The organism is Mesorhizobium sp. M1066, assembly GCF_040318635.1.
Lineage (GTDB): Bacteria > Pseudomonadota > Alphaproteobacteria > Rhizobiales > Rhizobiaceae > Mesorhizobium.
This window is the reverse complement of the sequence record NZ_JAMYMR010000003.1, coordinates 205640-218291: the sequence shown is the minus strand read 5'-3', so window position 1 is coordinate 218291 and position 12652 is coordinate 205640. Positions and strand designations below refer to the sequence as shown.

The window sequence follows — 12652 nt, the reverse complement described above, 5'->3', positions numbered from 1 at the left end:
GGCGGCGATATTGAGCGCCTGCGTCAGCACGCCTCCGCCCACGCCAGATCAGATGTCTAGGACCAAGGTGGAGACCGCTCCAGCGGACCTTCAGCTGCTTTGCTCCAACGCGGTCGCCAAGGCGGACCGCATCGATACCACCAAGGTCCTTCCCGTCTCGTCCAGCAAGCTCGATTCGAACACCTATCAGGTCGAACTCGATGCCGGCGGCAAGAAAACAAGCTGCCTCGTCGACGCGGAAGGTAATGTCAAATCCATTCAGCCAGTTTGATCGGCTCGGTCGGGCACCGAGTTCCGGTCCAGCATGGCGGGCGGCAAATGGGACATGAGAATGTGAGCGACGCTCCGGCATACTGCCGGCCGAATTTTCAAGGTACCGTCAAGGTCGGCGAGGCTCGTGACGGTACTTTTTTGTCTTAAACATTTGTCTCAAACATTTGAACATGAAAGAGTATCCCTGCCGCAGGCGATGCGCGGGAAGTCGTGCTGTGACCGGCAGGTGTCACAGCTTTCCTATTCCGTTGTGCTGGCTTTTTTTCTGCGCCGATTGGTGTGCGACTGCGCGACGGCCATTTGCAACTCGGGTGTGATTCCCAACGGCGCATTCTCTGCCCCATGTGGGTCCTGCAGCCCCTGGACGTGGACGGTCGGAAACGGGAGTTCGATGCCCTGCTCCTTGAAAGCCTGGCGGAGGCGCAAAAAGAATCTGCCTTTCATGCTGAAGGCACCTCCCGGTCTGGTCGTGACCTTGACCCTCAAGACGATGCCGTACTCGCCGAACTCCTGTACGCCCTGCATCTTGATCGGTTCGATCACCCAGTGTTTGAATTCGGGATCTTCCGCCAGTTCGAGGCCGATGCGCTTGATCAGCTTGCGGGCGAAGTCGATATCGGTGTCATAGCCGACAGTGATGTTGAACTTGTCGGTAACCCAGTCACGGCTCTGGTTCTGCACAGCGCCGAGTTCACCGAAAGGTATCGTGAACAGCGGGCCACGGTGGTGGCGCAGCTTCACCGAGCGCAGCGAAAAGCTCTCCACCGTACCCCTGTAGCTGCCCGATGAAATATATTCGCCGACACGAAACGCATCATCGAGCAGATAGAACACGCCTGAGATCACGTCCTTGACGATTGTTTGTGCCCCAAATCCCACGGCGACGCCGACGACGCCGGCGCCGGCGATCAACGGGCCGATCTGGATGCCTACTGAGGCGAGCATCATCAGCACCGCCATCACGATGATCACTGCGAGCAGAATGTTCTGGATGACCGGCAAGAGGGTGTGCAGCCGCGCCTGATGCGAGTCGGGAGGTGGAACGTCCTCGTCGCCGATCACCTCGTGCGATGTTTGGATGCCCAGCTTTCGCTCGATCAAAGCCTTGATGATCGACCAGCCGAAATCGGCTGCGAGGGCAATGACCACGACATTGATCAAGCCGCGCAATATGAACATCGTCGTCGTATCGCTGTCGTGCATGGATTGCATGTTCAGGCCCCAGACACGCGCGAGAAAGTAAGCCGCCGCCAGGATGAAAATCATTCGGATTGCGCGATCGATGACGGCGATCGTCACCGCCGGGATCGTCGGCCGGCCAGCATCTTCCGAACCGGGCCGCAGGACGAAATTAACCCCGCGCTGCGTCAGCACGATTGCCAAAGGCAAGAAGAAAGCGGCGAAGGTAAACCAGAAGAGTATATAAAGGCCGGCATTGCGCTGCAGGAACAAAACGACGAAATAAGCAGTCAATAGCCATGTCGCTGCCGTGCGACCGTTGTGGCGCGCACCGTCGCGCTGCGTTCTTGGCCGACGCCAAATGGCCAGCAGGAATAGCAACAGCAGGATGAAATCGGCGCCGACGGACAGGACCACCATTCCGTCCTGGTCTATGCCGAGACCCGGCAAGAGGACAAACGCGGCGCCGAAGAAAGCGAAAACGCCGACGATCCGGGGCAGCCAATAGGACCAGTAGTCAGCCGTTTCGTTGGTGATTGGCAGGGCACGAATCTCAACGGCGTTCTCGACGTTCATGAAGGAAGGGACGAGCATGGCCATCACGTACAGGCGCACACCCCATGTAACGACCGCCGCGATCAGAAATGTCAGCACAATCTCGCGGATCAGCATCGGCCAGTCGAACAGCATGAACGCGCCGGCGCTGCCCAGTGCGAACGAGACAATCAGCATGCTGGAATAAAGCGTGCGGCCGCCGATCTTCTTGGCCCGCCCGATGGGCGTATCTCTGGGTTGCGCAATGATCCAAAGACGAAATGGACGGGTGAGCTTGTATATTGCCCAGGTGAGCGCCAGGCCGGCGGCGATAAAGATAGCAATCAGCACCAATATGCTGACGGGACCCTTGCTGGACATATCGTCCATTGTCTGGGCCCGGACGCGCGCGAACTGGCCCGGCAGTGTGGGCACGGTTCGCACGATTTTCTCGATGTGACGCTTGATCCGATCGAGCGTCGAGGATGCCATTGTATTCATCTGGCCCGGTGCGGCCACGGCGTCGGCCGGCGGAGCGCCAGCCGCAGCAGGCGCTTCCGTTGATCCAGCGGCCGGATTTCGTTGCTCGGCCACCCAAGCCTTCACCGATGGATCGTCGAGAAGCTCGAACAGCTGTTTGACCTTGTCGGGCGCGACGGCAGCCGGCGACTGCGCCTGTGCCGGGCCAGCCAGCAGGAGGGCGATCCCAATGACGAGCGGCCCGGCAATCAGGGCAAACATCGTTGTCAGGCCTCCGAGACGCCGTGCCGGGCGCGCCAGGTTGCTGGCTCCCAATCGTCGATTCATGAGCAACATCGTGCGGTAACCCTCCGGTCAGATCGGCCAGCAAGGACAGCTATGTCCGTCGTTGCTCCTACCTTGAACAAGCCATGTTGGGGTGCAAGTCTCATCGTTCCTAGCTGGACCGTCGGGCAGGGTATCTGGCGATGTTTATTTGGCCGCCGGGGCAGGGCATTCCGACCTCGGCCCAGGCCTCCAGCGTTCTACGCGCGGCGGGACCGACTCGCCCAACGGAGTTACCTGAGCAATTCTCATCATCGCTTCTTTCCTCCTCGCGATGGACCCGGGCTTGCTCCCGACTATTGCGTGCGGCGATCCGTGCCCTCCCGCCTCATGGCTGTACGTTAGGGTCGCTGCTGAAGATATCGTTGATCGGCGTCGGTTGGACAGGCACAGCTCTCGGCTGGAAGGCCTTGACCGGCGCGGTCACAACGGTTGCGACAACATTGTTGGCTGTGTTGACGGTTCCCAGAAGGACCGCACCCACGCCTTCGCCGAGACTTACGTCCGACGCCGTCAACGTCTGGCCCGTAACGAGGCGTTGACCAATCAATTGGACAATCGCGGGGCTTTCGGCGAATTTGCCATGGTTCAGGCTGTCGCCCGTCTTAAGCTTGGTCAGGTCGATGACGGTGATGCCGGCTCGCTGCAGGGCGCTACGATAGGGTTCTTGTCCCGGATTTATCGCGCCAACCCGCGTCACGCCGCCGGAGATGAGGCTAGACGCGGCAAGCGCCCTGTCGTCCTGGGAAACGAAGATCGTGAACTTGGGATGGCTGCTTCCCATCTCGGTCCATTGCCGCGCGAAGACGTTGACGTCGAGATCGGGCGAAGCGAGGATTACGTTGTGGATCTTGGAAGGCAGTTTCCCTTCGCGGATCGCCATTTGCCTGAGCGACTCGACAGCCAGCCAGGTTCCCATCGAATGGGCCATGAGGGTAACATCCTTCACGGCGGGGTCGGCGACGAGCGCCTGCAGCGTCCGTTCCAGTGCCGTGCGCGAAAAATTGGTGCTTTCCCGATCGTATTCGTAGTCAAACAGGCTGCCGCGAGAGGGCCAGGTGAACAGGATCGGCGCGACATCCGCACCGGAGTCGTGAATTATCTGGGCGAAACGGAACACGGCGTCCGAATACTGGTTGTTGAAGCCGTGCACGAATACCAGCACGTGACCGTTGTGCCGGCTGGTTCGAAGCCAGTTGCCTGCGTCGCCGATCGACTGGGGCTCAACTGAAAGAACCGCAAAGTTCTTCCCCGGATCAGCAGGAAGCCTCGCTGGCCACTGCACGTCCCCGGCTTTGCGGATGTTGTCCGGCGGGATGGAGATAGCGATCCTGTCGAGGGAGACGTTGGGGCTGCGTTCGCCTGAAAACAGTGTGCCCGGATTTCCCGAGGGTTTGCGAGTGGTGGCGACCAGCATCGTGACCGTCGAAGCGCTGGCAGGCGCAGCCGCGGTTACAGGCTTCATAATGCCCTCATGCACCCCCGCGCAGGCAGGCAGCGAACATGACAACAGAAGCAAGCAGGCTCGCCGCCCGAAGGCCATCCACGAAAAGGGACTCGTCGCGGCCTGACGAAGGGAACCAGTGACTTGATCGGAATGGGCAGCGACCGAGCCCCGCCCACGACCAGGAACAGCGGCCAACTTCCTGATTGGCGAGCGGCAATCTTCCGCGCCTTGGCCCAGGCCTTTCGCTAAGTGCGACATTCAGGGTTCGCACTTGTAGTAGATGACCGACATCTCGGGGAACTGGGGATCGAAGCGCTCGAAATGCGTCTTGTCGATGACACGGAAAGATGCCGAAAAGCTGCTGAACAGGACGGCATCCGAACAACTCAACCGCACGGAGAAATGGTCGTCCTTCTGCAGGATTTTCTCGGCCGTGCATGTGGTGTTGGGCCCGAGGATCTTGCTTCCGGAAACGATGATTCCGGTCGTCTGCGAAGAACCTCGATCCTTGTATTCATAACGCTTGCCGGTCTTCTTGAAGGTGTCGGCGCATCCTGTCCCGTTCATTGTCCATGCGCCTTGCAAGGCTTCCATGGAAGCGGCGGCAGCATGGCCTACGCCTCCGGTCAGCAAGGCGACAAAGGCGACTGCGCTAAGAAAAGGTCTCTCGATCATGCTCTCACCAACCTCGGCATTTCAGGTCCTCTCTAATAGAGTTGTCAACGCTGAGGGTTTTAATGCCCCCTGCTCGAAAGCGTTGGTGCTCCGGGGCTCTTAGCGCCGGAACCGATGCATTCCGCCGCCGCGAAAGCCGCCGCCGCCATGGAAGCCGCCGCCTGAGAAACGGCTTCTGTTGAATTCCGGATGGAACTCCGTGCGGCGGGCAAGCGACCGCTGATTGCCGGCCAATCTGCCTGCACGGTCGATGCCGAGGCTTGCAGGCGCTGCAGGGCGGGCATGTCGCTGCGCCCGCGGTGCATTGCCTTCGCCCCGGGGCCGGTTTTTGACGGCGTCGGCAGCGTTCGGATGATTGGCGGCAATCTGCTGGGCGGATTTTCCGCCGATATCGGTGTCCGGCCTGCGGACGGGCTGCCAACCGCCATCGGTATGCTTCTGCCACTGGCCGTTCTCCTTGCGGTAGACATTGCCGTCACGGCCGGCATAGACGTCGCCACCTCTGCCTTCGGCTACAAAGCCATGATTGCCGTTGGACGTGCGCCAGCGGGCCGCTTCGCCGCCGGCGGCCGTCGACCCCCCGCTGATGCGGGCCCAGTCCGAGCCGCGCTTCACGCCTGCGGTTCCCCAGGAGCCGTATACGTTGGCGCCGCCACGGGCGAACGCGCCGGTGTCGGTTCGCGGGTTGTACGCCGCGACGAAGCCTCGTTCACCTGCCGGGCCGGCGATCGCCGCGCCGCGCGCATAGGTGCCCGTCCGAGGGTTAAAGCTCGCGCCGCCAATGATGCCGCGATAAGGGCCGTAGGCGTAGCCATAGCGGCCGAACGCCCCGCGCGCAGGATTGTAGAATGCGCCCACGCCATAAGTGACCGGGCGGGCATAGTACGGCCAATAGCCGCCCTGCCAGCCGTAATCCCAGTAGGCCGGGTAGTACCATCCCGTGCCATAGACCACCGCATCCCAGGCCAGATAGGCGCCGAGATAGCCGAGCGTATAGCCGAACCAAACGGCATCGCCTTCAGTCCGGTAGATCCTCACATATGTGGCATTGTAGACGGGCGAGGACGGCGGGATTTTGTAGATCTCGTCCGGCACCGCCTTGGCGACGCTGAACGGTCCAGTGGGACTGTCGCCAACGAACCAGACGCCATCCTTGAGCACGAAATATTTCCTGCCCGCATGGATAACGGTCTCGTTGGTGTTCACGGCATAGGTCACCAACGTGCCGTCGATCGGTTCGAATTTGGGCTCACCGCTATAGGCGACGTCGACGGTCACGGAGCCGTCCGTCGAAACCCTCGCCATCTGAGGGATGTTCGCCTTCAGCCGCGCTTCCGCGTTCTCGGATGTGCCGGGCACGGACGCGCGAACCGATGCATAGGGCGCGTCGATTGGAATTTCCTGGAAATCCGTCGGCAGGCTTGGGGTGGCAAAGGTCCAGGCACCGTCGAGCGACTTCGCCGAAAACCACCTCCCCGACAACAGAACGTACCAGGCGCCTGTCTGCTTGTGGAAGAAAACCTCGTTGTCGCTGTTGGATGCCCACCGAAGTCCTGTGCCCGGAACGGCCTCGAGCGCCGGCTCGCCTTCGAACTGGATCAGCTCGGCCGGCTCTGCCGAGTAGACTACCTTCGGCGCCTTGCCTTCGGCAAACCCTGCGGGCGGGATTGCGGCACGAGCTTCCTTCCAGTTCTCCTCGTCAGGGAGCTTCGAGAGTTGATCGGGCAGGTTAGACGCTGGCTGCCAGTCGCCCGAAAGGCTGGTGGCGGTGAGCCAGGATTTCTCGTCGCGCAGATAGTAAGCACCGCCGGCGTCGACCTTGAAGAGATCCCAGTTGGTGTTCACGACGAACGACAGTCCGTTCACGCCTTTCAACGGCGCGTCGACTTCCTTTCCGTTGGTCTGCAGGAGGATCGCCGGAACCTTGCTGACGAAGATCGGTGGCGGATCGGACTTCAAGTCCTTCACGTCATCCATCCTCTGGTAGCCGGCCAGGCTGGCGGTCAGTTTTTCCTCCGCCAGCGTCACCGTGCCGGTGGGAAGCAATTTGCCGACTTCGAGCGCCAGGTCGGCAAGCGCCTTTCGGTCGAGACCCGAGAAATCGAGTTCGGTCGCCTTGATGTCGCCGACAACGACTTCGCCCGTGTCCTGGTCGGCTATCGTGGTTCCAGAAAGGCCGATCACGCCGAAGATCGGCTTGGCGTCCTTGGACGCCTTGTATTCCGTGGCAACCAGCGCCTTCAGGTCGGTGAAATTGTCCCAGCTCGTCACCTGGGGTTGATAAAGAACGATCTCGGCGCCCTGGTCCGTGGTGTAGGAGCGTGGCCAACCGGGGCGGCCTGAATCCGCTTCGATGACATATTTGCCGCTGACGAACCCTGTCTTGCCCTTGTAGGTGGCCGCGCACCAGCCGCCCGAGCCGTCGCATTCGGCGAGGTCGATCCTGGCTCCCTGCGGTATCGTTCCGATGCTGTTGTAGCCCGTGCCCGGTCCTGCGCGGAAACTGATTTTTGCCGTGGTGGTCGCCGGGCCGGCGACGACGGGCGACAGCACCGCGCCTTGCAGGATGAGGGCCAGAAGAAATTTGCGCATCTGCCGTTCCTTTGGCTTAGGGCAATCGCGCAGAACTGAAATGCGCTGCCATGATTGATTTGAGCAGGAAGCTTTCCTCTGGAGAGCCTCGCTCCACTTCAGGTTTCAGGAAGGAAAGACCACTTTCCAGTCCCGCCTCATGTCGGCGACGGCTGCGCCGTGGGGAACTTCCATTTGCCGCTCAGAACCTCGGCTCGCGGCCTGTACAGGCGGACCATGTAGTTCCAGTCCGCCATGATAGGCAGGCAATTCGGGATTTTGCCGTCACAGCCGCCGAACTGGATAGTCACCGAACCGTCGGAGCCTTTTTGAGCCGTGATGCTGTTGAAGCTATAAGCCTCGAAAGGGTTCTTCTCATAGTACCCCTTGGCATCGTAGAGACTAACTGACCAGAAGCCGTCGACGGGGACGTTCTTCGCTGTCAACTTGTAGACGGTTTTGCCGTCATTCTTGGGCGGCGTGACATTGAGGTACATCGCCTCCTTGTCGGGGTTGCCGCCCCAGGCCGAGGCCGCTCCTATCAGCCGCCGTACCGGGTCGACTTGCGCTTTCGTACCGAACATCCGGTTCGCGTCCGGCAGCGTCGAAGCTAGCACGAGGAGCGCCTCGCGGACTTTTTTCTGGCTCGCTGGATTCCAATTCGGAACCTCGAATTTACCGGCATCTTTCTGCTCGATTTTGATCGCATCTTGCAGCGTGTGAACCTGCTCCACGTCCTTGGCATCCGCCGGATCGACCAGCGTGCGGACAGCCACGACAGCGTAGCGCGTGCCGATCTGCTTCCTAGTCAGCGTGTGTTTGCCCTTGCCGTAATAAACGGCCGGCGTGTACTGATCCTCGTTGATGATTTGCATCGACACGAAGCGTTTGCCGACCTCGGGTATCGTGACTGTCGCTGGGCCTGCATCGAGATCGAATATGGCTGCGGAATACAATGTGTCGCGGTTGAGCCGGACCACAGTCTGATTGTCGACCTCCGCCGGCTCGCGGCGATGCACAAATTTGCCGAGGCCGCCGTCCTTGACGATATTACTGAAATAGAGGTCCGACTCGGCGCGGACGAAATTGTCGGGCGTGACCGGCACAGCGTCGGCGGCGAAGGCTTGAACCCACGACATGGCCACAAGGGTAGTCGCAAGAAGGAGGCGGGGGCGAAGCGTATTTCTCACGATGACATGTCTCCGATTGAATGAAGATGCTGCTTGCGTCTAATTGGCGACCGCTGTCACCGCGGGTGGCGCCCATTGTCCCTTTCCAACCACGTCCTTGGGAACGTAGGTCCGAAACGTCAACGAGAAGGGTTTGCCCGCTGTCGACGGCAACCAGTTCGACTCGGGGATACCGGCGATGGCTTTCGGTCCGATGCCGATCTTGAGCGAGCCGTCGGCTCCCTTCTGAAGACCGGAATGATTGTTGAAGTTGTAGCGCTTCAACGGATTCTGCATGACGCGATAATCGGGCACACCGACGAGAATCACCGACCAATAGGCGTTGACGACGTCGTCGGGGAGGCCATCGGCCAGAAAATGCATGACATAGCTCTTGCTGCCGTCCAGTTCCTTCTCCTCGGCATCGCGCGTCGCGACGAAGTAGATGACTTCTTCGGTAGTGTTGGCCCAGATGCCGGCATAATTCACCACGGCCCGAAGCCGGAAGTCCGAACCGTAATTGCCTGTCCTAGCGCCGCCCACCCAATGATTTCGGTATGGCGCGCTCTTGGTAAAGGCGAACACCTTGAACTCGGGTATGATTTTTTCCTTAAGGCGCTTGTCCACCTCGGAGCGGGCGTCGGCGCTGCTCGCCACATAGGCCGCCACCGCTCTGACGGTCTGCTGCATCTCTGCCGCAACCGGCGATACGTCGAGCGCGCTCAAGAAGGCGGCGTCGGCGTGATCGAATATTTCGGCGCCGAGTAGCGACTTGTTGTCAAAGTCGGGGATCTTCGGCGGCGATTTCACTTCGATCTTGCCGAGCGGCGTTGTTTTGAACGCCTTCTGCAGCTTCACCGCTCCATCGGGATCGCCTTTCAGTTCGACGCGACCAAGTATCTTGGCTTTCATTGAATGCAACTCGATGCGGGCGGCATCGGCCGGTATTTTCGCTTTGGAACCGGGGGCGACAAGGGCGAACTTGCCGTAGGGCTTTGACGGAAAAGTTCGCTCGTTGATGTTGGCGACGACCTCGGCCCACTCATCAAGAATCTGCGCTGTGTAGTAGCGCCCCTGCACCTCGGGCACTTCAAGCAGGACAGCGGTGTCGTCGCTCACGGCGATCCAGCCTTCGAGGTAGGCAACGTCGAAATTGGGATTGACGAAGTCTGCAGAACCGAGCGGATTGTACTTGATCGTGTTGTACGCAAAGGCGGGCGCGTGGGCATCCATGTGCTCCTGGCGGATCACCAGCATGCGGCTGAGAAGATATGCATAGGCATCCGACAAAGTCTGATTGTCGGGTGTCGGAGACGCGGAAGCGGACCGAGCACTGGATAAGGTATATAACGCCACTAGGGACGCGGAAGACAACAGGGACAGGATTTCTCGTCGATTTATTGCCATTGTCGGTTCCTAGTTGGCTCGATGCAAAGGTGTGTCTTGCCCGCTGTCATACCAAGCGGGACTTGAAAAACCTTGGCGTCCGTTTCGCTTCAGGAAGGAAAGACCACTTTCCAGTCCCGTTTCATATCGGCTACGGTCCAGCCTTTCTTCGCGGCCTCGTCCAATGCCTTGTCCAGCTTGCCGACGGACGAATTGCGATCGTATGCATACTCGCGCTCAGCGTCGGTGTGGTGCACCAGCCCCATGAAGCGCAGACCTGTTCCCGACGCCGTCCATTCCAGCATCTGCTGGTCACCGTCCGAATTGCCGAAGGCGAAGATAGGCCTGCGGCCAATGAAGCGGTTGATCCCCGCCGGCTTGCCGGGACCGTCGTCGACGAACTCGATCTTAGCCTGCTTGACCAGCATGGGCGTCCCGTCGGGCTGCATCTTGTAATGGGTGACTCCTGACGAGCCGACGATCTGTTCCGGCGGGATGCCGTACACCTCTTCCATCCACGGGCGCATGAATTCGACCCCGCCACCGGACACGACGAAGGTCTTGAACCCGTTCTGTCGCAGATACGCCAGAAGTTCCAGCATGGGTTTGAACACCAATTCGGTGTAAGGACGGTTGAACCGAGGGTGCCGAGCGCTACGCGTCCAGTCGATGACTTGTTGGGCGAACTCGTCCGTCGTCATGCCGGCATGCGTAACCTCGACGATTTCGAGCAATCCCTGCTCGCCCGAACCCATTAGGGCTTGCATATCGCCTGAAATGACGGCGCTGAACGGCAGCGTGTTTTTCCATTCCGGATGCTCCGGCGCCAGCGCCTTCACCTGGTCGAGCGCAAACGCCAGCTGAAAATAAAATGGCTGTTCGGTCCACAGGGTTCCGTCATTGTCGAAGGTGGCGATGCGCTCCGAGGCCGGGACGAATCCCGGCCCCCCGGGGACCGTCGTACGTCTGACGAAGTCGAGGATCGCAGCTTTCGCCGCACCCTCGTTCCAAGACGGCAGCGGATCAGCCTGTGCCTGTGCCGTCGCGCGGGTGGCCACCGCCAGACCGGCTGCCAACATGCCGACGATCACGGCGCGTCTGTCGACCATGGCAGAACCTGTCTTCATGGTCATTGTACGATGACTTCCACATAGACCCCGCTGCTCCGGACGTAGTAGACGCCACCGCAATTGTAGTAATAGGCGCCGTAATACGGACCGTAAACGCAACCTGCGGGTAGAACGGCGAGCCGCCGGACCGTCCGGCGGGCGGTGCGGCGGGCGGTCCTCCGGGCGACGCCCGCGTAGGAGAGGGGCGTCAGCGGACGGCCGATCCTGGCTTCGGCCGGAGTGCCAAGGCTGATGCTGGCCGACATTGGCTGATCCATGTCGATCCGGAGGTCGCCGAACAGGAAACGCTACGGCCAGGCCGAGCGCCACATATCTTGATCGGATTGTCATTGCACATCCTCCTCTTTCGGCGCCGGCAGTTCGTCGATCATCTCCAATTGGCTGAGGTCGACCTTCTTGGCGCTGCCCGCATCGTGGAAATCGAAGGTGGCGGCTGCCGCTTCGCCGCCGCTCTTGAAGTCGCGGATTTCGAGCGTGTATTGCGGCGCCTGGGAGGTGTTCTTGCTGGTGATGACATAGCGTCTCGGGATCGGCTTCGGGCCGTCCTCGATCCAAATTTGCCAATCCACGTCCGGCGTGCGGAACGCCAGATACTCGCAGGGCACGCCGTCGATATTGGCGCTGGAAATGTGCTTGGCGTCGGTAATGCCGTCCAACAAGGAGTCGGCGATGTTCGGGGACAGCAGGTCCGCTCCGGGAGGTTCCACTCCGGCGTCGGCGAGCCGGTCGGCGAGGTCCTCAAGCGTGCCCTTGGCTTCTACCTGCGCGTAGGCATCGAGATTTTTGCCGAACACCGTCAGCATTTTTCCGTCGTAGACCATCTCGACGTCGGCAAAGCCGCCGGTGCGCGTGACCCTGATCTTGTCGGGACGGCTCACATTGACCGTGCCGGAACTGACGAATTGCAGTTTCTCGAAATCGGCTGAGACGGCTTCGACCGAGGATTGGTAGGAGAAGGAGAAATTCTGCTGCGCACCCATGTAATCGGACATCGCCTTCAGCAGGTCGCGCGCGTCATCCGCGAACGCGTCGCCGAGCGGCACGAAAAGAAAGGTCGCGGCGAGAAGCCCGCCGCGCATGCCCGCTAGTCGCTTGGGATATTGCCGATGTGACATGATGTTCCTCCGAAGCACATGGTTGGGACCGTGGTCGTACAAGCATCCGAGTGCCAGGCCCTGGCTGCTCTTGGTCGCTCCGCCGACGCAGTCCCTCTCAGGCCATGTCGGGTTCCAACAGGGCCGCCTCAGGGCGGACAGGGCATCTTCGGCAGTGTAGAAATTGCTGATAGCGGCACAAGGTTGATAGGCTGCACATACCGCTACGAAACGGTAACAGCCGCATCTGCCCACAGCTTGAACCGATGCGGTCTCGGTTTGAGGCCCGAACCGGCGACCAGGCATCGGATGTCTCGAATGTCTGGCCGGCTGCAGAAAATTCCGCGCCTACGCCGTGCTCGAGAGATCGAGCCTGCTGGGCGCAAGCCA

The 12652-nt window shown here is 60.5% G+C and carries 9 protein-coding genes and 1 pseudogene; 1 reads left to right on the top strand and 9 read right to left on the bottom strand.

Going from position 1 to position 12652, the window contains the following annotated elements; all coding sequences use genetic code 11:
- Positions 1-52 precede the first annotated feature (52 nt).
- Entirely contained in the window at positions 53-271 is a 219-nt protein-coding gene (locus NKH52_RS06800; protein WP_352966664.1) for a hypothetical protein, read from the top strand.
- 242 nt (positions 272-513) lie between these two features.
- On the opposite strand, the gene NKH52_RS06795 is transcribed toward NKH52_RS06800, so the two are convergent.
- From NKH52_RS06795 to NKH52_RS06755, 9 genes and pseudogenes are all read right to left on the bottom strand, one after another.
- Positions 514-2727, bottom strand: a complete 2214-nt coding sequence (locus tag NKH52_RS06795; RefSeq protein ID WP_352728506.1) for a mechanosensitive ion channel family protein — start codon at positions 2725-2727, stop codon at positions 514-516.
- 391 nt (positions 2728-3118) lie between these two features.
- Complete coding sequence (locus NKH52_RS06790) at positions 3119-4207, bottom strand: alpha/beta hydrolase (RefSeq protein WP_502908011.1); 1089 nt, start codon at positions 4205-4207, stop codon at positions 3119-3121.
- Between the two features lie 288 nt (positions 4208-4495).
- Positions 4496-4912, bottom strand: a complete 417-nt coding sequence (locus tag NKH52_RS06785) for a hypothetical protein (RefSeq protein ID WP_352728508.1) — start codon at positions 4910-4912, stop codon at positions 4496-4498.
- Between the two features lie 99 nt (positions 4913-5011).
- On the bottom strand, positions 5012-7504 hold the full coding sequence (locus tag NKH52_RS06780; RefSeq protein ID WP_352728510.1) for an SH3 domain-containing protein: 2493 nt from the start codon (positions 7502-7504) through the stop codon (positions 5012-5014).
- A gap of 137 nt (positions 7505-7641) precedes the next feature.
- Positions 7642-8622 (bottom strand): DUF1254 domain-containing protein, encoded by a 981-nt coding sequence (locus tag NKH52_RS06775; protein WP_352728842.1) that lies wholly within the window; start codon positions 8620-8622, stop codon positions 7642-7644.
- A 90-nt stretch (positions 8623-8712) separates the two neighbouring features.
- The gene (locus tag NKH52_RS06770; protein ID WP_352728512.1) at positions 8713-10059 is read right to left on the bottom strand and encodes a DUF1214 domain-containing protein; all 1347 of its coding nucleotides are present in this window, start codon (positions 10057-10059) and stop codon (positions 8713-8715) included.
- An 89-nt stretch (positions 10060-10148) separates the two neighbouring features.
- Positions 10149-11117, bottom strand: a complete 969-nt coding sequence (locus NKH52_RS06765; RefSeq protein WP_352728844.1) for an HAD family hydrolase — start codon at positions 11115-11117, stop codon at positions 10149-10151.
- 50 nt (positions 11118-11167) lie between these two features.
- Positions 11168-11498, bottom strand: a pseudogene (locus tag NKH52_RS06760) (hypothetical protein).
- Complete coding sequence (locus tag NKH52_RS06755; RefSeq protein ID WP_502908010.1) at positions 11495-12283, bottom strand: DUF2092 domain-containing protein; 789 nt, start codon at positions 12281-12283, stop codon at positions 11495-11497. The pseudogene NKH52_RS06760 and the gene NKH52_RS06755 overlap by 4 nt, the downstream one beginning before the upstream one ends.
- Positions 12284-12652 lie beyond the last annotated feature (369 nt).

Bases quoted from the DNA above. Each gene is read 5' to 3' on its own strand.
- NKH52_RS06780 (WP_352728510.1), bottom strand. From the start codon at position 7,504: ATGCGCAAATTTCTTCTGGCCCTCATCCTGCAAGGCGCGGTGCTGTCG.
- NKH52_RS06800 (WP_352966664.1), top strand. From the start codon at position 53: ATGTCTAGGACCAAGGTGGAGACCGCTCCAGCGGACCTTCAGCTGCTT.
- NKH52_RS06775 (WP_352728842.1), bottom strand. From the start codon at position 8,622: ATGTCGTGGGTTCAAGCCTTCGCCGCCGACGCTGTGCCGGTCACGCCC.
- NKH52_RS06770 (WP_352728512.1), bottom strand. From the start codon at position 10,059: ATGGCAATAAATCGACGAGAAATCCTGTCCCTGTTGTCTTCCGCGTCC.
- NKH52_RS06755 (WP_502908010.1), bottom strand. From the start codon at position 12,283: ATGTCACATCGGCAATATCCCAAGCGACTAGCGGGCATGCGCGGCGGG.
- NKH52_RS06765 (WP_352728844.1), bottom strand. From the start codon at position 11,117: ATGTTGGCAGCCGGTCTGGCGGTGGCCACCCGCGCGACGGCACAGGCA.
- NKH52_RS06795 (WP_352728506.1), bottom strand. From the start codon at position 2,727: ATGTTTGCCCTGATTGCCGGGCCGCTCGTCATTGGGATCGCCCTCCTG.
- NKH52_RS06790 (WP_502908011.1), bottom strand. From the start codon at position 4,207: ATGCTGGTCGCCACCACTCGCAAACCCTCGGGAAATCCGGGCACACTG.
- NKH52_RS06785 (WP_352728508.1), bottom strand. From the start codon at position 4,912: ATGATCGAGAGACCTTTTCTTAGCGCAGTCGCCTTTGTCGCCTTGCTG.